This window comes from Candidatus Rubrimentiphilum sp. (genome assembly GCA_035710515.1).
Classification (GTDB): Bacteria; Vulcanimicrobiota; Vulcanimicrobiia; order Vulcanimicrobiales; family Vulcanimicrobiaceae; genus Rubrimentiphilum.
Genome location: DASTDE010000004.1, coordinates 186,803 through 210,012 on the forward strand (window position 1 = coordinate 186,803; position 23,210 = coordinate 210,012).

Consider the following 23,210-nt stretch of genomic DNA (forward strand, 5'->3'; position numbering starts at 1 on the left):
CCTAGTGAACATCGAGCTGGTGCTGATTGGCCTCATCATCGGCATGTTCATCGGCATCTCCGGAGTGGGCGGCGGTTCGATCATGACGCCGGTCCTGATCCTCGTCCTCGGGATCAATCCGTTAGTTGCGGTCGGTACCGATTTGCTCTACAGCGTGCCCACGAAAATTCTGGCGGCATTCGTGCACGCGCGCCAGCGCACGATCGAATGGCGCATCGTTTGGGCGCTCCTGTGGGGCGGCATTCCCGGCGTGGTTGCCGGCGTGATACTTCTGATTGCGGCGCGCCACTATTTCGATTTTGAGACCGTGACGAAATTGGTGAAGATGTGCGTCGGCATCGCGCTCTTCATTTGCGCTGCGGCCTTGCTCCTCAGTCTGCTCCTCAAACGCACGGCCGAAAGCAGCGCAGAGGACCCGGCGTTCCTGGTAGAGGCGCAGGGCACGCGCGCCAAGTTGATCGCGTCAGGCGCTGGCGTCGGATTTTTGGTGGCGGTGACGTCGGTCGGAAGCGGCGCCATGACGCTGCCCCTCTTGTTTCTGATCGTGCCGTTCGTGGGCATTCGCAGACTCGTCGGTTCCGATATCGTCTTTGCCGCGTTCCTGATTCCGGCCGCGGCCCTCGGCCATGCGACGCTCGGCGACGTCAACTACCGCGTCGCATTGACGCTCTTGGCCGGGTCCCTGCCCGGTGCATACATCGGTAGCAAGTTGTGCAACGTGCTCTCCGAGGTTTGGCTGCGGCCGATGGTTGCGGCCGTCCTGATTATTGCGGGAAGCCGGCTCGTCTAACGATCACGCCGAATCTGCAGGCTTGATCACATCGTAAATCAGCGGCGGCGGTTCGGCCGGCGTCGCGGCGATTTTGAACGATGCTTCCAGGTTACGCACGTGTTCTTTGTCGGCGCCGTAGACGCGGGCGAGCGGCTGACCCGCTTCGACGCGGTCGCCGATTTGCGCGCAGATGAAAAGCCCGCCGAGTTTGTCGTGTTGGCAGAGCCGCCGGCCGGCATTGCCCAAGTGCACGACGTCCATCGCGTGCACGAAGCCGCTATGCGCCGCCTTGACCGTCAGCGGCTTGGCGTCGAGCTCCATGCCCTCGAGCGCGCTGCGCGAAGCGCCCTGAGCCTCGACCATCTCGAGAAGCTTGGCATAACCGCTGCCGTCGTTTAATGCTTGGCGCACGCGCTCTTGCCCGCCCGCGATTGCAGATGCATCCAAGAGTGCGGCAGTGATCTTGAGCGTCAGCTCTATTGCTCGCCCGCCCCTCGCCAAGCTCGGGGGTGGTTCGACAGAGCCTGTCCTGAGGGATTCGAAGGGCTCACCATGACACCTGAGCAGGTCGCGAGCTTCGACGATCTCGATGCCGGTGCCGACCGTTCGCCCGAGCGGCTGATGCATGTCGGTAACAAATGCGATCGCCTCGCGTCCGAAGCCCTTGCAAATCTCGACGACCCAGCGCGCGAGTTCGCGGGCTTGCTCGGGTTGCGGCGTGAACGACGCCGGGCCGGTCTTGACGTCGAAGACGATCGCGTGCGCTCCACATGCAATCTTCTTGGAGACGATCGACGCGGCGATCAGTCCCATTGAGGGCACCGTGCCGGTGCGGTCGCGCAAATTGTAGATCCGCTTATCCGCCGGGACAAGAGCTTGCGTCTGCGCCGCGATCGCGCAACCGACGCGCTCGACTTGCCGGACGAACGCGTCCAACGACAGCGCGGCGTTAAACCCCGGAATCGCCTCGAGCTTATCGATCGTTCCGCCGGTGTGGCCGAGCGCGCGGCCGGAAAGTTTCGCAACGCGCGCGCCGCACGCGGCGGCGAGCGGCACGGCCGCGAGCGAAACGATGTCGCTGACGCCGCCGCTGGAATGTTTGTCGACCACGATGCCCCGGCTGCGATCGAAGGTGACCGTCTCACCGCTGCGCACCATTGCGTCGGTCAGCGCGTGCGCTTCCTCAAATGTCATGCCTCGCCAAACGCACGCCATGAAGAGTGCGGCCATCTGCGCTTCGTCGATGCGCCCTTCCATGAATCCGTCGACAATCGCGTCCCACTCGCTCGCCGAAAGCGGCTTGCCGTTACGTTTGCGTTCGATGCAGTGCCGCATCGCCGTCTCGTCCATCCGCCCGGGTTTCGCGACGACGGCAGCGAAGCCCGCCGCTTGACGACGTACGCCTTTCTCGTTCCGACAGGATTTGCGGTAGGCGCGATTCTCTGCCGCCTGCTCCTTCGGCAAGCGCCCGCGGCATTTGCGATCGATCGCGCGCAGCCGCTCGTTGTCGTCACGTACTGGGGAAACTTCGGTTCCCTCATGTTTCTCGCGCTATTGGCTGCAGTTGCGATTGCGAGTGTGGGATACGTGGCCGCACTTCGTCACCGCGGCACGCTCGTGATGACAGTTGTGTGGAGCATCCTCGCGTGCATTGCCGCGCTGTTTTTTCCGGTCGTATTCTCAAGCGACGCGTACGCTTATGCGGCCTACGGATGGATGGCACTGCACGGATTGAATCCATACGCGCACGCGGCGGTTACGATGCGCGGACCTCTGCTGGATGCGGTGCTGTGGCAATGGGGAAACCCGCCGCCGGTGTGCGTGTACGGCCCGGCGTTCGTGTGGTTCGCGCAAGCGGTTGTTGCGAGCTTCATGGGCTTCGGCCCCGACGCACCGCTGTGGGCGTTTCGCACCGCCGCATGCGCGGCATTGATACTCTGCGCGCCGCTGGCGTACGCTGCTTTTCCCGAAAATACCCGAGCTGCGGCCGCAACCGGCATCGTGCTGAATCCGGTCGCGATTTGGTGCTGCGCCGAAGGGCACAACGACGTTTACGTAATCGCGCTCGCATTGGCCGGCTTCGCCCTCATCAAACAGTCGCGGGCGTTCTCCGGTGCGGCGCTGCTTGCGCTGTCGGCTCTGCTGAAAATTCCGGGGCTGATAGCTGCCGCCGCCGCGCTTGTCGCCTACGCGCGCGACGGCCGGTTTTTACGCATAGGCGCGGGTGTAGTCGCGGGCGGCGCAGTGTGCGTGGCGGTCAGCCTGCCGGCCCTCGAACAACTTGCCGCCGGTTCATCCCAGCGCGGGCATTCTTATTTTCCGCAATTCTCGTTGCAATACGTTCTCTCGCTGCCGTTCGGATCCACCGCGGCGATCGTGTTCGCCGCTGCGCTGGCCTCGGCGTGCTTCGTCACCGGAGCGATCGGGGCGTGGAAAGGCAATCGTATCGGCCTGGGAATGCTCGCGCTCGGACTCTGGATCGCGATCCCGAATCCCTACCCGTGGTACGCGCTGTGGATTTTGCCGCTCGCCTTCATTCTAAATGGTTCCGCGCGGTGGGCGTTAATCGCGTTAACGCTCGCTTCAATCGTCCGGTATCTGCCCGACAGCACCACCGACGTTTCACAATCGACAGCTGTCGCTATCGCGCTCGCTCCGCTGGCAGCTGCTGCATTAGGCTTTTTTGCCGCCCGTCATCTAGCGCAGTACACGTTCGCATTCGGACCGCCCGGGAAACCGTACGCCGGTCCCTGATCTTGCGACCTCCCGTTCTCGGTGACCGAATCGTAAACTCGCACCTGCCGTTTGTATTCCACGTTGACGTCGTACGCCAGCGCGGCGATCGCTTTGGCGAGGTGCGCGCGGGCTTGCGCAGGCACGGTTCCAAGCGCTTGCACTTGCGACGCCTGCGCCAGGCGCTGCACGATCGTAAAATACCCGTGCACGTGGGCGCGCAAGCCGGCGTCATCCGGAAGCTGCGCTTTCCTCACGCTCCGGACCGAAAAGCGGACGTGCGCGGCGGCTTGGTACGACGAACCTTGGCGGACAATCCGCAGCTGCGAGACGACAGGCACCATCTTCAATTCCGGGCGATAGGCGCACGGGGAGATCGCAACAGCGAGCGCGGCGGCTAAAAACACGACACGCTCCTCTTCCGGGCCCGGCGCGCCGAAACCGTCAGCGCAAGCCGCGGGTTAGCAACACCGGATGCCTGCGACAGCGGCTCCGCCGCCGTCACGAAACGAGCTACACCCCCCTGGAAGCCAAGCGGGGACGCTGATCCACGCCCTCCAGAGCGCTCGTCCCCTCGCCGCACTGATCGAACGCCTGCGCAAGGGCCGGGGGTTCTACGCACTCCACGAGACGATCCCCGCCGCCAGACCGGCCTTGCTTGCCGCACTGTACCGGGCGCTAGGAGGTCAGCTCTTCGTCGCGATGCCGACGGCGGATGCGGCCGAGCGCGCCTTCACCGATCTGTTGTATTTTCTCCAGGAAGACGAAGCGCGCAGCGTGTCGCTTCTGCGCTCGCGGGACGAAGCGGTCGGCGCGCTCGAGAGTCCGTCCGAGCACAGCGCGCGTATGGCGTTGCTGGCCGATCTCGCGGACGGCAAACCGGGAATCATTCTCGCGCCGCTGATCGCGTTACGGCAGTACGTTATTCCGCGCGAACGGTTTGCGCGTTCGCGCTTCGCATTGCGGGTGAACGAGGACGCCGGCTGGGATCGAACGCTCCAGCGGCTGTACGCGTTGGGGTACCGCCGCTGCGACGTGGTCAGCGCGGTGGGCGAGTATGCGGTACGCGGCGGAATCGTCGATGTTTTTTCGCCGACTGCAGACCGGCCGGCGCGGATCGAGTTCTTCGGCGATGCAGTCGAGAGCATTCGCCCATTTGAACTCGAGTCGCAGCGCAGCGAAGGCGCACTGCAGTCGCTGGAGATCGTCCCTTGGAGTGAGATTCCGCGTGACGAATCGCTACGCGCGCGCATTCTCGAACGGCTTGACGCGCCGGAGAACGTAGCGCGAGCCGCGCGCGCGCATCTCGAGTCGGGCAGCGACATTCCCGAAGCGTGGCTTTCACTCGCATTCGACGAACGCGAAACGGTTCTCGATTACCTGAACGAACACGCGACGATCGTGCTGGACGAACCCGGCATGCTCGCCACCGTCGAACGGGCACTCGACGAAGAACGGTCGCGCGAACATAACGTCTTGCTCGAGGCGCTCGCGTCCGATCAATTATCCGTGAGAGCTTCCGACGTCGCGGAATCGCTGCTCGCCGAAGTCACCGCACCGTTCCCGCACCTGAGCGATCTCGCGCCGGCCTTAACGCGGACGCGTGCCGTGGCGTTTCCCGGCGCAATCGAGAGCGCGGATCTGCTGCATTGGCTGCCGCGCACGATCGAATCGTTTGTGCTCGAAACGCGTCCGGCCGAACACTTCAACCGGCAAATCGACATGTTCACGCAAGCGCTGCGCGATTGGACGGGCGCCGGTGAGACGGTCGTGCTTGTAACTTCGGGCGCCGCGCGTACAGCGGACATCGTGCGCGCGGCCGGCTTGAATGTCGATTCCTTAGCGCCTGCGCGTAGCGCAGTCCTGAGCGAACGCAGTGAGTCGAAGGGTCACCATGACACACTTAACACGCCCGACAACATCGTGATAGACCACGGATCGATCGAAAGCGGATTTGCAATTCCCGAGTTGCGTTTGCGGGTGCTGGGCGATCGCGAGATCTACGGTCAGCCGCCCAAGCGCGTGAAGATGCGCGCGGTCAAGGAAGGCGTACCCGTAACGCTGGCCGACTTGCGCGTCGGCGATTACGTCGTGCACAGCGTGCACGGCATCGGGCAATATTTTGGCCTGCGCACCGAAACGATTCTCGGCGCAACGCAAGATTATTTGGATCTGCATTACGCCGGAACGGATCGCATGCTCGTGCCCGTCACGCAGATGCACCAAGTCGCCAAGTACAGCGCGGCCGAAGGCGCGACGCCGCGTCTCTCGCGCATGGGCGGCGCGGATTGGGCGCGTACGAAGTTACGGGTTTCGGAGTCGCTCGGAAAGATCGCGGACGGACTCGTCGCGCTCTATGCGGAGCGCGAAATGGCGCGCGGCCACGCCTTCGCCGCCGACACGCCCTGGCAGTCCGAGCTCGAGGAAGCCTTTCCGTACGACGAGACGCCCGATCAGCTCAAAGCTATCGTCGACTCGAAGGCGGACATGGAGAGCGAACGGCCGATGGACCGCCTGGTCTGCGGCGACGTCGGATACGGCAAGACCGAAGTTGCCATCCGCGCCGCCTTTAAAGCGATCGCCGACAAAAAACAAGTTGCACTGCTGGTGCCGACGACGCTCTTGGCCGCGCAGCACTACCGCACGTTCGCGAGCCGCTTTGCCGGTTTTCCCATCCGCATCGAAGAGCTCTCGCGCTTCAAAAGTAAGAGCGCGCAGCAAGAGACGCTGCGCGAGCTGGCGCAAGGCCGCGTGGACATCGTCATCGGAACGCACCGGCTGCTGCAGAAAGACGTCGTTTTCGCCGACCTCGGCCTGATCATCGTCGACGAAGAGCAGCGCTTCGGCGTCATGCAAAAGGAGCGTCTCAAACAATTGCGTGCGAGCGTCGACGTCATGACGCTTTCGGCGACGCCGATTCCGCGCACGCTGCACATGTCGCTGATGGGTGTGCGCGATCTTTCGCTCATACAAACCGCGCCGAAGAACCGCATGTCGATCAAGACCGTCGTAGTTCCCGCCAGCGACGCCGTTGTTCAGCGCGCCATTACGGCGGAGCTCGACCGGGGCGGCCAAATCTACTACTTGCACAACCGCATCGAATCGATCTACGCCGTGAAGAACGCGTTGGAACGCTTGGTGCCGCGCGCGCGGATCGCCGTGGGGCACGGTCAGATGAAGGAAGCCGAGCTCGAGCCGATCATGCAAGCCTTCATCGAGGGGCAGATCGACGTCCTGATCGCGACCACGATCATCGAAAACGGCATCGACATACCGAACGTCAATACGATTATCGTCAACGACGCGGACAAGTTCGGGCTGGCGCAACTCTATCAGCTGCGCGGCCGGGTCGGACGCTCCAACCACCAAGCCTACGCGTATTTGCTCTATCAAGCGCACAAATCGCTTTCGGAGGAAGCCAAAGCGCGGCTCGAAGCGATCCGCGAGTTCGCGCACCTGGGCAGCGGCTTGCAGATCGCGATGCGCGATCTGGAGATTCGCGGCGCGGGGAATCTGCTGGGCTCCGCGCAGTCCGGCTTCATTGCGTCGGTCGGCTTCGACACGTACTGCCAGCTGTTGGCCGAAGCGATCGCCGAGCGCAAAGGTCAGCAAGCCGAGCTCCAGGAGCAGCGCGAAGCCGTCATCGACGTCAAGATCGACGCCTACGTTCCCAACGATTACGTCCCGCAGGTCTCACAAAAAATTGCAATCTATCAGCAGCTTGCTAAGTCGCGCACGCAAGCGCAGGTTGAAGAGGTCGCCGCCGGCGTACGCGACCGGTTCGGCCCGTTCCCCAAACCGCTTGAGAATCTCGTCGAGCTCACCAAACTCCGCGCCATCGCGCTGCACAAGCACGTGACGCGAGTCGTCGTGGATGAAAAGCGCCTGACGCTCGGCGTAGGCTCGGGCTTTGCGCTGGCGCCCGGCGCGATCGCGCGCTTTGCGTCGCTGACCAAAAACCACTTTCGCTTCGGCGAAGGCAAGGTGGTCGTGGACTTGCCGCCGCCGCGCGGCGGAGCGTCGACCGAAGCGGTTTGGATGCCGCTGCTGCGCGAGCTGTTAGAGGCGATCTAGCCCCCGGCGCGAAACGGGCGGCGGTGATAAAATTTGTAGGAATCGCCGCCATCGTGTTAGCGGCTACATTAACGGCATGCGGCAGCGGTGGAACGGTCCTGACCGTCAACGGTCAGGCGATCACGCGCGACCAGCTCGACAACAAACTCGAAAACAGCACGTCGCCGGTAACGGCGCGGCAAGTTTTGCAGCTGATGGTTACGGACGACCTGATCGACCAGTACGCGCAGAGCCACAAGATTACCGTCACTCAGGCCGAGATAGACAAGGTAGAAAACCAGTACAAAGCACAATATCCGGCCGCTCAGTGGGACCAGCTGCTCAAGACGCGCGGTCTGTCCGAGCAAGACGTTCAGGATTTGATCCGGCGTCAGATCGTTCTAGATAAAGCGGTCGGCGGCAACGTGAAGGTTCCGGCCAAACAGATTGCGGCTTACTTTGCGCTGAATCACGCGCAGCTCGACCAGCCGGCGCAAGCGCGCGCGCGGCACATTCTGGTGGCGGACGCGGCGACGGCGCAAAAAGTCGAGGCTGATCTCAAAGCGGGCAAAGATTTCGCGGCAGTGGCCAAACAGTATTCGCTCGATCCCGGCAGCAAAGACGCCGGCGGCGAATTGGGCTGGTTCCCGCGCGGCCGCATGGTACCGGCATTTGATACGTACGTCTTCACCGGCCCGGTCGGAAAGATCAGCGCGCCGGTTAAGTCGCCGCTGGGCTATCACATCATTCAAATCGAGGAACGGAAGCCGGCGATGAAGGCGACGCTCGCAAACTCCAGCGCGAAGATCGCGACGATGCTGCGCCAACAGCAAGAGAGTCCGCTCATTCAGCAGTTCTTACAGCAACTCCAGATGACCGCAAAGATCGACGTGAACGATCAACGATTTGCGGGAATCTTCCCGACGCCGCTTCCGGCCGTGTCGGCAGCGCCGGCACCGACCACAGCGCCGACGAAGTAGCCGCATAGGCGCACCATGCTCGTGCGCATCGTCGGGTTGGGGCCGGGCGATCCCGGACTGCTCACCTTGGGAAGTCTCGACGCGCTGCGCGCGTCGGATCGCGCCGTCGTCATGCTGGCGCCCGGCGAGCTGACGGCCTATCTGCAGGCGCAAGGCGTAAGGCTCGCCGAGGACCTTGCAATAGACCCGGCGCTATTCGTACGCGGCAGCTCTGAAGTCATTGAGAGCTTTGCGGAATCCCTTCGACTTCGCTCAGGGCCGCTCGCTGCCGCTCGCGGTCGTTCGATACCTCACGATGACAACATTGTGATCGGCGTGCCCGGTAATCCGCTCTCGGATTTTCCCGGCCTCCCGCAACTGCTGCGCGCGCTCGAAGCGCGCGGCGTGCAAACGGAGATCGTTCCCGGCATGCCGCGCGACACGCTCTCGGCGGCAATCGCGATGCCGCTCGTGCCGCTGCCGCCCGGCTCCGCGCATCACACGTGGAACGACTTGATCGAGATCATGGCGCGGTTGCGGCGTTCGTGCCCGTGGGACCGCGAGCAAACGCACCGCACGCTCGTGCCGTATTTAATTGAAGAGACCTACGAAGTGGTCGAGGCGATCGAGCTCGGCGACGAGACCGCGCTCGCCGAAGAGCTCGGAGACTTACTGCTGCAGATCGTCTTTCACGCACAGGTCGCAAGTGAGACTGGACGTTTCACGAGCGCCGACGTCATCGACGCGCTCTCCAACAAGATGATCCGGCGCCACCCGCACGTCTTTGGCGAGGCTGTGATCGAAGACGTGGATGCGCAGTGGAAGAATTGGGAGCGGCTAAAAGCCGAAGAGTCCACCGGACGCAAACGCACCAGCCGCCTGGAGGGAATTCCGAAGCAACTCGGGGCGCTTCAGCGCGGTCAACGGATGCAAGAGAAAGCCGCGCGCGTCGGCTTCGACTGGCCGGCGGTCGAGCAGATTCTAGACAAACTAGTGGAAGAGCTGCGCGAGCTCGCCGATGCACGGCGCGCCAAGCAGGACGATCCGCACGTGCGCGAGGAGCTCGGCGACGTCTTCTTCACGCTGGTCAATCTCTCGCGCGCGCTCGGCATCGACGCGGAGGCGGCCATGCGCGAGGCGAACGACAAGTTTTACAAGCGCTTCAGTTTTATGGAAGCGCGCGCCGCCAAAAATGGCAAAGCGCTGTCCGACATGACGCTGGACGAACTCGAGGAATTGTGGAAGCTGGCAAAGACCTAAAGAGCACCGTTCGCGTGCGGATGTCCGCGCACGACGCGCATTACGGCGGCAACCTTGTCGACGGCGCACGCATTCTGCAGCTCTTCGGCGACGTCGCGACGGAACTGTTGATTCGCATGGACGGCGATGAGGGACTTTTCGCCGGCTACGACAGCGTCGAGTTTCTTGAGCCGGTTCGAGCCGGCGATTATATCGAAGCCGAGGGACGAATCGTCAGCGTCGGCAACACGTCGCGCAAGATGGCGTTCGAAGCGCGCAAAGTGATAGCCGCACAGCCTGCTATTGGCGAAAGTGCTGCTGACTTTCTGGACAAACCAATCGTAGTGTGCCGGGCATCAGGCACGTGCGTCACGCCAAAGGGCAAGAAACGGAAATAGTACGTTAGGTTGGAAGGTGTTGTTGCAGCTGCTCTACGGCGGTTCCGATGTGCTCCATGTGGCCTTCCATTCGGCCAAAGCTCGTCTCTAGGTGCTCGACGCGCGTTTCAATGTGCCCGACCCGGTGATCGAGCGAGCTAACGCGAAATTTCAAGCTCTCAAGGCGCCCATCGATGACTTCGAATCGCTTGTCGTGTTCAACTAATTTCGCGTCAATCGCGTCGAAACGGCGGTAGACCTTCCCGAATTCGTCAACCATACCGTTCCGGAGATCCACCATGGCGTCCATGAGTTCGCGGTTATTCGGCTCGTGTTCCATGAAGAGATTAGGCGATACTCGCGTTGCCGGAAGTTCTCCTGGCCGTGTTCGGTTTGTTAAGGATTTGCCCCGCGGCCCTCGTCACGGGCGCCTTGAGCGCCCTGCTCGGTCATGGCTCGACAGAGCCTGTCCTGAGCTTGACGAAGGGCTCACCATGACACATTATCGCCGCGCCATGACGCGGGACGCGCTGCGACATTAAATCAGGCGTTCGTGCGTCTTCCGCTTCCAGAATAATTCGTAGTACGTGAACTGCAACAATACGACGACGACGTACGCGATCGGGTAGCCCATCCAGATGCCGTCGATACCGAATTTGTGCATCAGAATCCAAGCAGCCGGAACCTCAACGCCCCAAATCGCGAAAATACCATTTACGGTTGGCCAAAACACCGTGCCGCTGCTGCGCATTACGCCGCTAAGCACCGACGAGTTGCCGAAGAGCAGATAACTCCACAGCGTGATCATCAACAGGCCGTGCGCGATATCGAGCGGATGTTTGGACGTAACAAACCATCCGAGAATCTGCCACGCGAAGATATAGCATATGGTGATGATGATTCCGCCGATGATGTAATTGAGTCCCACGCCGGAACGGATAACGCTGTTGAGCTTGTCTTCGCGCCTTGCACCGATGCACTGCGCGCCGAAGATCGATGCAGCGATGCCGATGCTAATCGCCGGGAACTGGACGTAACCGACGATTTGGTTGACCGCGCCGTACGCCGCCGTCGCATCCGAGCCGAAACGGTTCACGAACGTGATGACGGCAATCTCGGCCAGTGCGACCATAATCACTTGTAAGCCGATCGGAACGCCGAGCCGTACGACTGTCTTGAATATCTTCCAGTCGACGCGCATGTCGCGAATCATCTCGAAATCGAACGAGAGCGGATCCTTGCGGCGGGCCAGCAACACCAGCAAGCCGACAAAAGCGACGGAGTTCCCGATGTAGCCGGCGATCGCAGCCGACGCCACGCCTAAGCGCGGAAGGTGCGCCCAGCCAAGAATGAAGGCCGGCGTTAATATCGCGATGAGCGCGGTGCTCACGAACAGCACGTAAAACGGCGTCTGCGAGTCGCCCGTCCCGCGAATGAACGTCGTGTAGGCCAGATATGGAAAAAACATCGGGCACGACGCAAACAGAATCTCCGCGTACACGGTTGCGCCGTCGAAGATGTCGTGCGGCGTGCCAATCAGGCGAAGGAGCTCCGGCGTGAGAAAGAACCCAATCAGCGCAACGATGATTCCCAATAACAGACTGATCGTGAGCGTCGTTCCGGCGACGCGTTTCATCGCAGCGACATTCCCGGAGCCGAAGGCTTGCCCGATCAACACGGTGCTGCCGCTCGAAAGACCGATCAAGAACGAGATCAGCAAAAAGATGATTGGGAAAATCCCTGAGACCGCGGCAAGCGCACGGACGCCGATCAGTTGCCCCAGGTAAATACTCGCGACCGTTTGCGACGCGGCTTGAAGGATGTTGCTCAGCAGCAGCGGGACGAGAAAGATGAGAAAGAGCGACCACATGGGCCGGCTCTCATCGAAGATGTTCACTTGGCCGCGACGAACGGCCGGGCGGGCTGCAGCCATCGGCGCTCGGTTGGCGAGCAGGGTGCCAATCTCTTTCCCCGGGAAGTTGCATCGCGTGCGCCTCGATAAATTCATGAAAGTTTCGCGCCTCTCCAAACGGCGGAGTGAGGCGCACGAGGCGCTCGTGCACGGCCGCATCACCAAAGACGGCAGACCGCTCAAACCCGGCTACGACGTTCACCCGGGCGACGTGCTGGTAATTCATTACGCAACGAAGTTCTTGACCGTTCGTATCCGCGAAGTGCCGCTACGCATGACGCCCGGCGTGAAAGCCGCGGCGCTCTACGAAATCCTCGAAGAACGCCCGTCCGATGAATAATCTCTCCGCCGACACGAAGGACGCGCTGACTCGCAGCATACCCGCCGACGCGCACTGCCGAGAAGCGTTACTGGCCGGGCTCGCACTCTACGGCGCGCGCAAACATGTTTTCGTTACGCACCGCAATAGCGTGGCACGGTTGTTCATGCGCCTGGACCCTCGTCACGCTCGCTCCGCTCGCTACTCGGGCGTCCTTCGACAAGCTCAGGATGACAAGAAAAAACTCACGCCAAAACAGCACCTATTCCGCGTTGCGATTCCCGATGATCTGCGCCAGTTGCCACGTAAGCCGCCGCGGCGCTGCGATCGCGTTATGGAAGCGCGAGCAGCCTTTCTCGCGTGCGGTTCGCTCTCGGCGGGTGCGCAAGGCTATCACTTGGAGTTCGTGCCGCCCGATAACGAGCTGGGCGCACGCCTCGAATGGATCTTGCGCGCGGTCGCCGCTCCGCCGAAACGCATGCGCCGCGCCGAACGCAGCGTACTTTATTACAAGGATTTCGAAGCTATCGTCGAGCTGCTCGGCGTCATCGGTGCGCACGCCGCGGTCTTGCATCTCGAAGACGTGCACGCGCTCAAAGAAACGAAGAACCGCATTCACCGCCTCGTCAACACGGAAGCGGCCAACCTCGAACGTGTGGCCGGCGCTGCGGCCGCCCAGCGCGAGACGATCGAGTTCATCAGCTCCGCACACGGCTTGAATCACCTTTCGCATCCGCTGCGCGAGATCGCCGAGATGCGGCTGCGCCATCCCGACGAAAGCCTGGCCGAACTCGGCCGCCGCTGTAACCCGCCGATCTCCAAACCTACCGTAAACAGCCGCCTGGGCGCGCTCGCGCGCCTGGCACGCCGCCTTCGCGGGGAAACCGCCCCGCGATGACTAACTGCGAGGCCTAATGCGAATTGGGATCAACGGCTTCGGCCGCATCGGACGAAACTTTTCGAAAGCTTTGCTGGAACGCCATCCCGGCGTCGAGATCGCGGCGGTGAACGATCTCACGAGCGCCGCGGAATGCGCGCATCTCTTCAAGTACGATTCGAACTACGGTACATACGACGGCGAAGTCAGTGCCAAAGATGGCGCCCTGGTGATCGATGGGCGCACGATCAAAGTCTTGGCCGAGCGAGATCCGGCGAAGCTGCCGTGGAAGGATCTGGGCGTCGACGTCGTCATCGAGTCGACCGGACTCTTCACCGATGCGGACAAAGCTCGCGCTCACATGACCGGCGGCGGCGCAAAGAAAGTCCTCATCTCGGCGCCGGCCAAGGGCGAAGACATCACCGTCGTTTTGGGCGTGAACGAAGATCGCTACGATCCGGCCAAGCACGACATTATCTCGAACGCGTCGTGCACGACCAACTGCTTGGCAACCGCGGTAAAACCGCTGGTCGACACGCTCGGCTGGGTCAAGGGCTTCATGTGCACGGTTCATTCGTATACGAACGACCAGAATATTCTGGACGCGCCGCACAAAGATTTACGGCGCGCGCGCAGCGCTGCCACCAATATCATTCCGACCTCGACCGGAGCCGCTAAAGCACTCTATCTGACGATCCCCGAAGTCAAAGGGACGTTCGACGGTTTCTCGCTGCGCGTACCCACGCCGACCGTGTCCATGATCTATCTCGTCGCCCAGGTGAAACGCGAGACAACCAAAGATGAGGTCAACGAGATCCTCAAACGCGCGGCGGCGGGCGGCTTGAAAGAGTACGTCTACTACTGCGACGAGGAACTCGTCTCGAGCGATTTCAAGCGGTCACCCTACAGTTCGATCGTGGACTCGCAGCTGACGAATGCCAACGGCGATCTCGTGCAGATTGCGGCGTGGTATGACAACGAGTGGGGCTATTCGTGCCGCCTCGCGGACTTGACCGCGATGGTGCTCGACAAAATACCCGCGCGCGCCTAGTGCTGCGCACCCTCAAGGACGCGGACGTTCGCGGCAAGCGCGTGCTGCTGCGCGAGGACTTGAACGTTCCCCTTCGACAAGGCTCGGGGCAGGCTCCGGACTCGGTAGAGATTCTCGATCCGAAGCGTATCGACGCTGCGCTGCCGACAATACGCTACTTAGTGCAGCACAACGCGCGCGTGATCGTGGTGTCCCACCTTGGCCGTCCGGACGGCAAGCGCACTTCGAAGTATACGCTGAAACCCGTCGCGGCAGCTCTCGCGCAGCGTCTTGGGCGCGACATGATCTTCGTACCGGACGTCGTCGGGCCGGCGGCACAGGAGGCCGCCGGGTCACTGCGCGACGGACAGGTCGCCATGCTTGAAAACGTCCGGTTCGAACCGGGCGAGGAAACGAACGACCCTCAGTTTGCAAAACAGCTCGCATCGCTGGCCGACGTATACGTGGACGACGCGTTCGGAACCGCGCACCGCGCGCACGCCTCCACCGAAGGCGTCACGCACTACCTGCCAAGCTTTGCGGGCCTGCTGATGGAGGCCGAGATCCGCGAGCTCTCCGCGCTCCTTGAAGATCCCGAGCAGCCGTATGTCTGCGTGATCGGCGGTGCAAAGATCAAAGACAAGGTCGGCGTTTTTACCAATCTCATGGAACGCGTGAATGCCTTTTGCATCGGCGGAGGAATGGCCAACACGTTTCTGGCCGCTCAAGGCGTAAACGTCGGCGGTTCACTTCGTGATGACGACCTTGGGCCTGCTACGGCCATGCTTGAGTTGGCGCGCACGCACGATGTTGCGATGCTGCTGCCGAGCGACGCGATCGTGTCGACGCGTTTCGATAATGATGCGGGCGCTCACGCCGTCGACATCGCCGGCGTCGGCAGCGAGATGATTCTGGATATTGGGCCGAAGACGGCCGCGGAATACGCGCAAGTCATCGAGCGCGCGCGCACGGTGGTGTTCAACGGCCCGATGGGCGTCTACGAAAAGGCGCCGTATCGCGAAGGCACGCGCGTTGTCGGCGAAGCTATGGCGCGCGCTACACAACGCGGCGCACGCACGATCGTCGGCGGCGGCGACGCGGCTGCAGCCGCGGAGGAGCTGCAGTTCGCCGATAAAGTGACGCACCTGAGCACCGGCGGCGGCGCGACGCTCGAATTCTTGGAGGGCAAAGCGCTTCCGGGAATCAAGGCGCTCGAAGTATGAGACGGCAGATCTGCGCCGGCAACTGGAAGATGCACAAGACCGCCCACGAAGCGAGCGATTTTGTCGCTGCATTTTTACCGCTGGCCGCGCGCATTCCGGATCGAATCGAAATCGTACTCTGTCCGCCGTTCACCGCAATCGCGGCCGTCGCACACGGGCTTCGCAATGACACCCGCGTGCAGGTGGGGGCGCAGGACATGCACTGGGAGCAGAGCGGCGCCTTCACCGGCGCGATCTCCGGCCCCATGTTGCGCGATCTTGGCGTTACATACGTCATCGTCGGACATTCCGAACGGCGCGAATATTTCGGCGAAACCGATGAAACCGTGCGTTTGAAAACCGCGGCCGCGCTGCAAAACGGTTTGACCCCGATCGTGGCCGTCGGCGAGACGCTCGCGACCCGCGAAACGGGCAAGACGCTCGAGCACGTGGTCGCCCAGACGCGGGCGGCGCTGCGCGGGCTTGGCAAAGAGCAGATTGCGCGCATCGTGATGGCGTACGAACCGATCTGGGCAATCGGCACCGGGCAAAACTGCGATGCCGTCGAGGCAAACGCGGTGATGGGCGCAATGCGGGCGAGTGTCGACGGGCTGCAAGACGTTCCGATTCTCTACGGCGGCAGCGTCAAACCGGAAAACATCGCCGAGTACAAGGCGCAAGCCAACATCAACGGCGGACTCGTCGGCGGCGCCTCCTTGGATCCGGCGGCGTTTGCGGCGCTCTGCGCGGCCGCTGCTTGAAATACAGACCGCTCGTTCTTTGCGTCTTGGACGGCTGGGGATGCCGCGACGAAACGCACGGCAACGCAATCGCGGCAGCCGCGCTGCCGAATTGGGACGGGTTCCTGGCGCGCTATCCGTGGACGATGCTGGAAGCTAGCGGCGAAGCGGTGGGCCTGCCCAAAGGCATCATGGGAAACAGTGAAGTCGGCCACACCAACATGGGCAGCGGCCGTGTCGTGCCGCAAGGCGTGACCATTATCGATGAAGACATCCGCTCCGGAGACTTTGCGACCAACGCAACGTTGCAGACATGCATCGACCACGTCAAGCGCACCGGCGGAACGCTCCATCTCATGGGTTTGGTTTCCGATGGCAAGGTGCACAGCTCTCTGGATCACTTGTTTGCATTGATCGACGCCGTTGCCAAAGCGAAAGCGCCGCCGGCAATACATGCGTTCCTGGATGGCCGCGACACGCCGCCGCGCTCGGCGCAGCAATTCCTCAGTCAGTTGTTAGAGAAACTGTACGAATGCGGATTGCCGGAGGCAATCAAGACAGTAACCGGCCGCTTCTACGCAATGGATCGCGACAATCGTTGGGAGCGCACCGACGCCGCGTTCGACGCAATTGCCAAAGCCCAAGGCGAATACGACGCAGCTACGCCGTTGGACGCGCTGTTGGCGGGCTATGCGCGCGGCGAAGACGACGAGTTCGTCAAGCCCACCACGATCGCCGGCGGACTGCCGGTACGCGACGGCGATGCGTGCATCTTCTTCAACTTTCGTCCCGACCGCGCGCGCCAATTGACGGTCGCCTTCAATCGGGCGGGATTCGCGGACTTCATCTTCGCCACGATGACAAAGTATGACGAAACGTTTGAAAACTCAGTGCTCTTCGGCCCGCGGCCGCAGTTCGACACGTTCGGTGAGATCGTGTCGCGCGAAGGACTCCGCCAGTTGCGCCTCGCCGAAACGGAGAAATACGCCCACGTCACTTATTTTTTTAACGGCGGACGCGAGGATGTTTTCCCTAATGAGGATCGCAAGCTCATTCCATCGGATCGCAGCGTACCTACCTACGATCTTGCGCCGGCCATGCGCGCAAACGAGATCACCGATTACGCCGTCGAGTGCATCCGCGCCGGCACATATGACGTCATCGTCATGAACTATGCCAACGCGGACATGGTCGGCCACACGGGCAAATATCAGCCCACGATCGAAGCCGTCGAGATACTGGATCGCTGCCTGGGGCGGTTAGCGAACGCCGTGCTCGACGCGGGCGGCTTGCTGGCGATAACGGCCGATCACGGAAACGCCGAAGACAAAATCGATCCGCAGGGAAGTCCCTTGACGGCGCACACGACCAATCCGGTGCCATTCGTTTTGATTGCCAACCGTTTCGCCGGCACACTTCGGTCAGGCGGAAAACTCGGCGACGTCGCGCCGACGCTCTTACATTTAGAGGGGCTACCGGTTCCGGCGGCAATGACTGGAAGCGACTTGACAGTATGAAAAAGATCGGGACAATCGATATCGCATTGGTTTTGGGGAGCGGCCTCTCGCAGGTGTTGGCGGAGCGCGCGGACTTCAAACGGATTCCATTCGCCAAACTCAAACTTCCGGTCGCGAAGCTCGCCGGGCATTCCGGCGAAGCGCTCGTCGGCGAGTGGCACGGCAAACGCGTTCTGGCTTTTGCTGGACGCGTTCATGGCTACCAAGGTTTTTCGGCCAAAGATATCACCCGCTCCGTCGCGCTGGCGCACGAACACGGCGCCAAGCAGCTCTTGCTCACGAACGCAGCGGGCGCGATCAACGAACGGTTCAAGGCCGGCGATCTCATGCTCATCTCCGATCACATCAACCTCACAGGTCTCAACCCGCTTATCGGCACGAAGCTCGACGATCCGTTCGTGAACATGACCGGCGCGTACAGCGAGCGCTTGCGCGCGGCTGCGCGGCATGTCGACGGGAATCTGCGCGAGGGCGTCTACGTGGGACTCCTCGGACCGACATACGAGACTCCCGCCGAAGCGCGCTACTTGCGGATGATCGGCGCCGACGCCGTGGGAATGTCGACCGTTCTCGAGACGATCGCGGCGCGCGCGGCCGGCATCGAGGTCTTCGGCGTGAGCTTGATCACCAATTCGGTGGCCGCCGCCGACACGTCGCACGCCGAAGTACAAGAGATTGCAAAAAGCGCCGCCGTCCGGCTGGCCGCACTATTGGACGGCGTAATAGCTGCCGCTTGAATCAACGCCGAGGCGTTGCCCGCCAATCGTAACGCCGCGCGTTTGATGATCCCAAAACGTCATGACCCGTATCGCTGCCGGGCGCAGCTGCGCGAACAGCTTGCGCGCGCGTTGCGAAACCGCCAGCGCGTCCTTGACCCAGCGCGGATGTTCGCGAGGGAGAACCGGCGTTTCGAGTTCGTCGTCGGGCACCAGTGCGAACGGCCCTGCCGCCGTGACGCCGGACGGTTCAACCCAGGGCCGCAGCATCCAAGACCTTTCGCAGATTCCGTAGAGCGGTTACATGGAGTTGCGATGCGCGCTGCGGCGAGATCGAAAGCGCACGCCCGATCTCATACAGCGTCTTGTCGTAAAAATAGTACATCGCCACAACGGTGCGCTGGCGTGGCGTCAGTGCACTGAGCGAGCCCCGTATAAACGCGCGATCGAGCCGGTTGCCCGCCAGCAGCGCCGGATCGGCAGTCCAATCTCCCGAAAGCGATTCTTCGACGGGCAGCGGAGAGTCGAGCGAAAGCGGCGTGTACCGGTAGGCATGCAGCGCTGCGCGGCGCAGCGCCGGACGCCGCACCTCCATCTCGCGTTGCGTCGGCAGCTCGCCGGATTGGACCGCCAGCTCATACCGCGCGCGGTCGGCTTCGCGAACCTCGCGCCGGACGCGCTCCGAAACCGGATCGAGGCGACGCAAACCGTTCAGCATCGTGCCCGCCACAACGCGCGACACGTAGGCTTGCAGTGTAGGGCCGCGCGCCGGATCGAACGCATCGATGGCACGAATCAAGCCGACGCATCCGTCGCCTATGAGATCGTCTATGTCGCTGCCGGGCACCATTCGCCGCACGCGCCGCGCGAGGCGTCTGACCAGCGGAAGAAACGACCGGATGAGCGCTTCGCGCCGGCTCACTTCGACAAGCCGGCGGCGATCGATCGCGCGCACATCTCGGCAACCAAACTCCCGAATTCGCCCATCGCATCCGCCAACGGCGCCAGCATCGGTTCGAGCAGCGGCTCGATGATCAGCGCTTCGAGCTGAACGCCCGGTTTCGGGACGTCAATCACGGCTCAAGTTGTCGGCGATGCGCATCATTTCGTCCGCAGCTTGCACACCTTTGGCATTGGCTTCATACGCTCGCTGCGCCGCGAGGATCTGCATCATCGCCTCGACGATCGTGACGTTTGAGCGTTCGAGCATCCCGAACCTTATCGCCGGACCGCCGGTCTTGCCGGCGTCAACGAATCGCGCGCGGCCTGACGCTTTCGTTTCGAAGAAGAGCGTGCCGCCGGCGGACTCTAGGTATTCCGGCGACGCAAACTGCGCCAAGCGGATGCGTCCGCACGCCTTTTTTCCGCTTGCGGTCTGTGCGGTGACGACGCCGTCCGCGCTTACTGTCGCAGCAATCGCGTCGGCCGGGATGCGAACGCCCGCGAGTTGCCGGCCTTCCACGCTTCGCAACGTGCCGTCCGCGGCTCGCGCGAACTCGCCGTCGCGCGTGAATCCGCGCCGGCCTTTTGCATCCGTAACCGCGAAAAACCCCAGGCCGTCGATGGCGAGATCGAACGGGCCGCCGCTGCGCTCGAGTTTGCCCTGCGTGAACATCACGTGCGTTCCGGCTGCGGCGGTGCCGAGCGTTCCGCCGCCGGGCGACGCAATGTCGGTGAACGTCGCGCTCGCGCCTTTGAAGCCGGCCACGTCCGAGTTGGCCAGATTGTCTGCAATGATCTCCAGATTTGTCTGCTGCGCGGCCATCCCGGTCGCGGCGGCGTAGAGGGCGCGATTCACTTGAATTCCGCCATCTTGGCGTTGGCGCGCTCGCGCGTTTGGTCGATGGCGGTCAAGACTTTTTGCGCCGCTTCGAACGAGCGCTCGGCCTCCAGAACGTTGACCATTTCACCGACGGAGTCCACGTTGGAGCTCTCCAAGAATCCGGATCGAACGGACGAACCTTTGGCAAGCGACGTCTTGACGAGCACCCGGCCGAGATCGTCGCGCAAGTGCCCGAAGCGATCCCGCGTGAAAGCGCCGTTGCGCGTCTCGACGATCCGGCCGGCAGAGTCGCGCAGCACGAACGTGCCGCGGCCTGCAATCGCGCGATCGAACTGCCGGCCCGTGCGCCGCAGCGCGCCCTGTTCGTCGTCGCGGCCGGGCGACACACGCACGCCGTCGCGCTGCAGCGATCCGCGCGCGACGCTTCGTCGAAAGCCGTCGCTCGATCCGTTTGCCAAGTTTCCGGCTGCGATCTCGAGCCGCGTCTGCGCCGCCGACATTGCGCTCGCCGCCCATGCGATACCATCCATGGGCGCATGGTAGAGGGCGTTCGTGACCGAAAGATGGCCGCAGTATGAAAGCAGCTCGCTTCTTGCTGGCCGCCGCGTTTCTGGCCGGATGCTCGCAGTCCGCCCCTCAGAGCGCCGACGAGGCGCTGGCCGCGCGCGAAAACCAAGCCCTCGCGCCGTTCAAAGCGAAATACAAGCCCGTCATTACGGGCATTGACGTCAAAGGCGCGACGCTGGATCTTTTCGTTGACGCCGATCAGCTGAATTCCATGGACGAGCCGGTTGAAGATTACATGAAAACCGAAGCGCTTCAACGCTGGCAGGCGTTATGGAAATCCAACCATCCCGGCAAGCATGCGACGCTACGCGTCCGGTTGCGCGACTATTTCGGCGAAGAAGTCTTCAGCGAATCAGCAAAAGTCTAGTACGCGATCGGTAAACTCGGTCGTGGAGAGGGCTTTCTCTCCGGCCTTCACGAGGTCGTTCGTCCGCGCCCCGCTCGCGAACGTCCGCTCGATGGCGCTTTCGATCTTGGCCGCGCCGTTTTCGTCTGCCAAACTCAGCCGCAGCAGCATCGCCGCCGAGAGAATTGCGGCGGTCGGGTTTGCCACGCCGCGCCCCGCGATATCAGGCGCGCTGCCGCTGATCGGCTCGTAGAGCCCGAACTGCTTCCCGGGCGAGCCCTTCGCGCCGAGGCTCGCGCTCGGCAGATTTCCGATCGAGCCCGTCAGCATCGCCGCTTCGTCCGAAAGAATGTCGCCGAACATGTTCTCGGTCAGGAGCACGTCGAAATCGCCCGGGCGCCGCACCAGTTGCATCGCCGCGTTATCGACGAGCAAGTGCGCGACGCGCACGTCGGGATACTCTGCCGCGATTCGATCGACGACGCGCCGCCACAAGCGCGACGTTTCGAGGATGTTTTGCTTGTCGACCGACGTCACCAGCTTGCGCCGCGCGCGCGCGAGTTCGAATGCGACGCGCGCGATCCGCTCGATCTCGGGTGCGCGGTAAAACATCGTGTCGACAGCTTCTTCTATGCCGTCGGCTCCCGTGCGCTGTTCTTTGGGTGTGCCGAAATAAATGCCGCCGGTCAATTCGCGCACGACGATTAAATCGAGCCCTTTCACGAGCTCCGGTAACAGACTCGACGCCGGCTCCAATCCGCCAAAGACACGTACCGGCCGGATGTTGGCGTACAATTCGTAGTCGCGCCGCAATAAGAACAGCGCGTATTCCGGACGATCCGACAGCTGCTTACCATCGTATTCCGGCAGGCCGACCGAACCGAAGAGGATCGCCGCCGATCGATCGCAGAGCGCGCGCGTCTCGTCGGGAAGCGCGGATTTGCCGCTGCGTAGCGCCGCGCCGCCAACTTCTGCTTCGATGCATTCAACGTCGGGACGCACGGCGTTCAGCACGCGCACCGCGGCGCGCGTCACTTCGGGCCCGATGCCGTCACCGGGCAAGACCGCGATCGTGCTAATAAACGGTGATGCGGTTGGTGTCGCTGAGGTCGGCCTGCGGCTCGGCCGCAACCGGCTCCGCAGCCGCGGCTGCGGCTTGCGCCGGCTCGCCGTTGGCCTGCGGAGGAGTCTTCTCGAGCAGCGACAGGTGCGTCATGAGCAAGCTTCGCAGTTCGCTCTTGGCCTTCTCGGCGGCCTCATTGGCGCGCTGGTGCTCGCGCCGCGCATCCGCGGCGGCTTCCGTAAACGTTGCAATCTCGCGCTCGGCTGCGATGCGCGCCTGCTCTTTGATCAAATCCGCTTCTTTATGCGCCGACGCCTTGACTTCGTCGGCCGTGCGCTGAGCCAGCACCAGCGTGTTTTGCAGCGACTCTTCCATCGCTTTGAAATGGCTGATGCGTTCCTTGAGATCGGCGATCTCCGCTTCGAGCGCGGCGCGATGCTGCGCGTCGTCCTCCAGCGTTTCGATGATCTCGTCGAGAAACTGATCCACTTCCGCGCGGTCGTACCCCTGCAGCGCCTTCTTGAAGGTCTTGTGCTGGATGTCGACTGGCGTAATTCTTTGCATGCTCATCCTCTATTGGAAAGAAAGTCGAGCGAACCGTCGGCCATCATGGATTCGCGCAAGCCCTGCGAATTGACGACGACGCCCGCCGGCACGATGAGATAAATCGCTTCCGCGAGTTTTTGAATCTTGCCGTCAATCGTATAGGCCGTGCCGGACGTGAAGTCAACGACCCGCTGAAGCAGCGAGCGATCCGCGTTTTGCAAATTGACGATAACGACTTGGCGGTTCCGCAGCGCGTCCGCGATCTCGGTGACGTCGCCGAAAGAGCGGGGCGCGTAGACGCTGACTTCCGTGCCGCCGCGCCGGGAGACGCCGCTCAGCGGAACGACGTTGCGCGAACCTTCCTCCGCGTACAGATCGTCTTCTTCGTCACTCATCGAAAAGAACGATCCGATCTTGGTAAACATGCTCATGCCGGTCCTCACAATGGCGCTCGGCGCC

26 protein-coding genes are annotated in these 23,210 nt (G+C 62.4%); 14 read left to right on the forward strand and 12 right to left on the reverse strand.

All coding sequences use genetic code 11. The features are described from left to right. The first annotated feature begins 4 nt into the window (after positions 1–4). Positions 5–790, forward strand: coding sequence for a sulfite exporter TauE/SafE family protein (locus VFO29_09965; protein ID HET9393827.1), 786 nt, complete (start codon positions 5–7; stop codon positions 788–790). Between the two features lie 3 nt (positions 791–793). Here VFO29_09965 and VFO29_09970 read toward each other — a convergent pair whose 3' ends face one another. Further along, complete coding sequence (locus VFO29_09970; protein ID HET9393828.1) at positions 794–2,122, reverse strand: thymidine phosphorylase; 1,329 nt, start codon at positions 2,120–2,122, stop codon at positions 794–796. Here VFO29_09970 and VFO29_09975 point away from each other — a divergent pair. After that, a complete protein-coding gene (locus VFO29_09975; GenBank protein HET9393829.1) occupies positions 2,099–3,526 on the forward strand; it encodes a hypothetical protein in 1,428 nt (475 codons plus the stop codon). The two genes, VFO29_09970 and VFO29_09975, sit on opposite strands and share 24 nt — an antisense overlap. Here VFO29_09975 and VFO29_09980 read toward each other — a convergent pair. Beyond that, on the reverse strand, positions 3,466–3,912 hold the full coding sequence (locus tag VFO29_09980; GenBank protein HET9393830.1) for a hypothetical protein: 447 nt from the start codon (positions 3,910–3,912) through the stop codon (positions 3,466–3,468). The two genes, VFO29_09975 and VFO29_09980, sit on opposite strands and share 61 nt — an antisense overlap. 67 nt (positions 3,913–3,979) lie before the next feature. Here VFO29_09980 and mfd point away from each other — a divergent pair, with 67 nt between their 5' ends. The 4 genes from mfd to VFO29_10000 are packed head-to-tail and all read left to right on the forward strand — an operon-like array spanning position 3,980 to position 10,154. Next, a complete protein-coding gene (gene mfd / locus VFO29_09985) occupies positions 3,980–7,579 on the forward strand; it encodes a transcription-repair coupling factor (GenBank protein HET9393831.1) in 3,600 nt (1,199 codons plus the stop codon). Between the two features lie 23 nt (positions 7,580–7,602). Continuing rightward, positions 7,603–8,538 carry a peptidylprolyl isomerase gene (locus VFO29_09990; protein HET9393832.1) on the forward strand — a complete coding sequence of 312 codons (936 nt, stop codon included), beginning with the start codon at positions 7,603–7,605 and terminating at the stop codon, positions 8,536–8,538. Positions 8,539–8,553: 15 nt separating this feature from the next. Continuing rightward, positions 8,554–9,777: a nucleoside triphosphate pyrophosphohydrolase gene (gene mazG / locus VFO29_09995; protein ID HET9393833.1), complete on the forward strand. Its 1,224-nt coding sequence runs from the start codon at positions 8,554–8,556 to the stop codon at positions 9,775–9,777. Continuing rightward, the gene (locus VFO29_10000; GenBank protein HET9393834.1) at positions 9,756–10,154 is read left to right on the forward strand and encodes a hotdog domain-containing protein; all 399 of its coding nucleotides are present in this window, start codon (positions 9,756–9,758) and stop codon (positions 10,152–10,154) included. The genes mazG and VFO29_10000 overlap by 22 nt, the downstream gene beginning before the upstream one ends. 4 nt (positions 10,155–10,158) lie before the next feature. Here the strand turns inward: VFO29_10000 and VFO29_10005 are convergent, their stop codons facing one another. After that, on the reverse strand, positions 10,159–10,473 hold the full coding sequence (locus VFO29_10005; GenBank protein ID HET9393835.1) for a hypothetical protein: 315 nt from the start codon (positions 10,471–10,473) through the stop codon (positions 10,159–10,161). 198 nt (positions 10,474–10,671) lie between these two features. Continuing rightward, positions 10,672–12,141 carry an MATE family efflux transporter gene (locus tag VFO29_10010; protein HET9393836.1) on the reverse strand — a complete coding sequence of 490 codons (1,470 nt, stop codon included), beginning with the start codon at positions 12,139–12,141 and terminating at the stop codon, positions 10,672–10,674. Here VFO29_10010 and VFO29_10015 point away from each other — a divergent pair. The 7 genes from VFO29_10015 to VFO29_10045 are packed head-to-tail and all read left to right on the forward strand — an operon-like array spanning position 12,140 to position 18,467. Beyond that, positions 12,140–12,385 carry a S4 domain-containing protein gene (locus tag VFO29_10015; GenBank protein ID HET9393837.1) on the forward strand — a complete coding sequence of 82 codons (246 nt, stop codon included), beginning with the start codon at positions 12,140–12,142 and terminating at the stop codon, positions 12,383–12,385. The two genes, VFO29_10010 and VFO29_10015, sit on opposite strands and share 2 nt — an antisense overlap. Continuing rightward, entirely contained in the window at positions 12,378–13,262 is an 885-nt protein-coding gene (gene whiA / locus VFO29_10020) for a DNA-binding protein WhiA (protein ID HET9393838.1), read from the forward strand. Before VFO29_10015 ends, whiA begins: the two co-directional genes overlap by 8 nt. A gap of 16 nt (positions 13,263–13,278) precedes the next feature. Further along, positions 13,279–14,292, forward strand: a complete 1,014-nt coding sequence (gene gap / locus VFO29_10025) for a type I glyceraldehyde-3-phosphate dehydrogenase (GenBank protein ID HET9393839.1) — start codon at positions 13,279–13,281, stop codon at positions 14,290–14,292. Then, positions 14,292–15,494 (forward strand): phosphoglycerate kinase, encoded by a 1,203-nt coding sequence (locus VFO29_10030; protein ID HET9393840.1) that lies wholly within the window; start codon positions 14,292–14,294, stop codon positions 15,492–15,494. Before gap ends, VFO29_10030 begins: the two co-directional genes overlap by 1 nt. Then, positions 15,491–16,234, forward strand: coding sequence for a triose-phosphate isomerase (tpiA, locus tag VFO29_10035; protein HET9393841.1), 744 nt, complete (start codon positions 15,491–15,493; stop codon positions 16,232–16,234). Before VFO29_10030 ends, tpiA begins: the two co-directional genes overlap by 4 nt. Further along, positions 16,231–17,730, forward strand: coding sequence for a 2,3-bisphosphoglycerate-independent phosphoglycerate mutase (gene gpmI / locus VFO29_10040; protein HET9393842.1), 1,500 nt, complete (start codon positions 16,231–16,233; stop codon positions 17,728–17,730). The genes tpiA and gpmI overlap by 4 nt, the downstream gene beginning before the upstream one ends. Next, positions 17,727–18,467, forward strand: a complete 741-nt coding sequence (locus VFO29_10045; GenBank protein ID HET9393843.1) for a purine-nucleoside phosphorylase — start codon at positions 17,727–17,729, stop codon at positions 18,465–18,467. Before gpmI ends, VFO29_10045 begins: the two co-directional genes overlap by 4 nt. Here the strand turns inward: VFO29_10045 and VFO29_10050 are convergent. Genes VFO29_10050 through VFO29_10070 form a run of 5 tightly spaced genes read right to left on the reverse strand, consistent with a single transcriptional unit; the run spans position 18,438 to position 20,759 of the window. Further along, a complete protein-coding gene (locus VFO29_10050; protein HET9393844.1) occupies positions 18,438–18,716 on the reverse strand; it encodes a hypothetical protein in 279 nt (92 codons plus the stop codon). The genes VFO29_10045 and VFO29_10050 overlap by 30 nt on opposite strands. Beyond that, a complete protein-coding gene (locus VFO29_10055; protein ID HET9393845.1) occupies positions 18,697–19,401 on the reverse strand; it encodes a sigma-70 family RNA polymerase sigma factor in 705 nt (234 codons plus the stop codon). Before VFO29_10055 ends, VFO29_10050 begins: the two co-directional genes overlap by 20 nt. Continuing rightward, positions 19,365–19,523 carry a hypothetical protein gene (locus tag VFO29_10060; GenBank protein HET9393846.1) on the reverse strand — a complete coding sequence of 53 codons (159 nt, stop codon included), beginning with the start codon at positions 19,521–19,523 and terminating at the stop codon, positions 19,365–19,367. Before VFO29_10060 ends, VFO29_10055 begins: the two co-directional genes overlap by 37 nt. After that, positions 19,516–20,244, reverse strand: a complete 729-nt coding sequence (locus VFO29_10065; GenBank protein ID HET9393847.1) for a flagellar hook-basal body protein — start codon at positions 20,242–20,244, stop codon at positions 19,516–19,518. The genes VFO29_10060 and VFO29_10065 overlap by 8 nt, the downstream gene beginning before the upstream one ends. Next, positions 20,241–20,759: a flagellar basal body rod C-terminal domain-containing protein gene (locus tag VFO29_10070; GenBank protein HET9393848.1), complete on the reverse strand. Its 519-nt coding sequence runs from the start codon at positions 20,757–20,759 to the stop codon at positions 20,241–20,243. Before VFO29_10070 ends, VFO29_10065 begins: the two co-directional genes overlap by 4 nt. A gap of 44 nt (positions 20,760–20,803) precedes the next feature. Between VFO29_10070 and VFO29_10075 the strand changes: the two genes are divergently transcribed. Then, entirely contained in the window at positions 20,804–21,163 is a 360-nt protein-coding gene (locus VFO29_10075; GenBank protein ID HET9393849.1) for a hypothetical protein, read from the forward strand. Here the strand turns inward: VFO29_10075 and leuB are convergent. From leuB to sepF, 3 genes are read right to left on the reverse strand one after another with little or no spacing between them, the layout of a single operon-like run. Further along, a complete protein-coding gene (leuB, locus tag VFO29_10080) occupies positions 21,149–22,204 on the reverse strand; it encodes a 3-isopropylmalate dehydrogenase (protein HET9393850.1) in 1,056 nt (351 codons plus the stop codon). The two genes, VFO29_10075 and leuB, sit on opposite strands and share 15 nt — an antisense overlap. A gap of 13 nt (positions 22,205–22,217) precedes the next feature. Further along, on the reverse strand, positions 22,218–22,775 hold the full coding sequence (locus tag VFO29_10085) for a DivIVA domain-containing protein (protein ID HET9393851.1): 558 nt from the start codon (positions 22,773–22,775) through the stop codon (positions 22,218–22,220). Continuing rightward, positions 22,772–23,176, reverse strand: a complete 405-nt coding sequence (gene sepF, locus VFO29_10090) for a cell division protein SepF (protein ID HET9393852.1) — start codon at positions 23,174–23,176, stop codon at positions 22,772–22,774. The genes VFO29_10085 and sepF overlap by 4 nt, the downstream gene beginning before the upstream one ends. Positions 23,177–23,210 lie beyond the last annotated feature (34 nt).

Excerpts from the sequence above, each read along its gene's own strand:
- VFO29_10005 (HET9393835.1), bottom strand. The coding sequence starts at position 10,473 with ATGGAACACGAGCCGAATAACCGCGAACTCATGGACGCCATGGTGGAT.
- mfd (HET9393831.1), top strand. The coding sequence starts at position 3,980 with ATGCCTGCGACAGCGGCTCCGCCGCCGTCACGAAACGAGCTACACCCC.
- sepF (HET9393852.1), bottom strand. The coding sequence starts at position 23,176 with ATGTTTACCAAGATCGGATCGTTCTTTTCGATGAGTGACGAAGAAGAC.
- VFO29_10045 (HET9393843.1), top strand. The coding sequence starts at position 17,727 with ATGAAAAAGATCGGGACAATCGATATCGCATTGGTTTTGGGGAGCGGC.
- VFO29_10050 (HET9393844.1), bottom strand. The coding sequence starts at position 18,716 with ATGCTGCGGCCCTGGGTTGAACCGTCCGGCGTCACGGCGGCAGGGCCG.
- VFO29_10015 (HET9393837.1), top strand. The coding sequence starts at position 12,140 with ATGAAAGTTTCGCGCCTCTCCAAACGGCGGAGTGAGGCGCACGAGGCG.
- gap (HET9393839.1), top strand. The coding sequence starts at position 13,279 with ATGCGAATTGGGATCAACGGCTTCGGCCGCATCGGACGAAACTTTTCG.
- VFO29_10070 (HET9393848.1), bottom strand. The coding sequence starts at position 20,759 with ATGGATGGTATCGCATGGGCGGCGAGCGCAATGTCGGCGGCGCAGACG.
- mazG (HET9393833.1), top strand. The coding sequence starts at position 8,554 with ATGCTCGTGCGCATCGTCGGGTTGGGGCCGGGCGATCCCGGACTGCTC.
- VFO29_09970 (HET9393828.1), bottom strand. The coding sequence starts at position 2,122 with ATGGACGAGACGGCGATGCGGCACTGCATCGAACGCAAACGTAACGGC.
- VFO29_10075 (HET9393849.1), top strand. The coding sequence starts at position 20,804 with ATGAAAGCAGCTCGCTTCTTGCTGGCCGCCGCGTTTCTGGCCGGATGC.
- whiA (HET9393838.1), top strand. The coding sequence starts at position 12,378 with ATGAATAATCTCTCCGCCGACACGAAGGACGCGCTGACTCGCAGCATA.
- VFO29_10085 (HET9393851.1), bottom strand. The coding sequence starts at position 22,775 with ATGAGCATGCAAAGAATTACGCCAGTCGACATCCAGCACAAGACCTTC.
- tpiA (HET9393841.1), top strand. The coding sequence starts at position 15,491 with ATGAGACGGCAGATCTGCGCCGGCAACTGGAAGATGCACAAGACCGCC.
- VFO29_10010 (HET9393836.1), bottom strand. The coding sequence starts at position 12,141 with ATGAATTTATCGAGGCGCACGCGATGCAACTTCCCGGGGAAAGAGATT.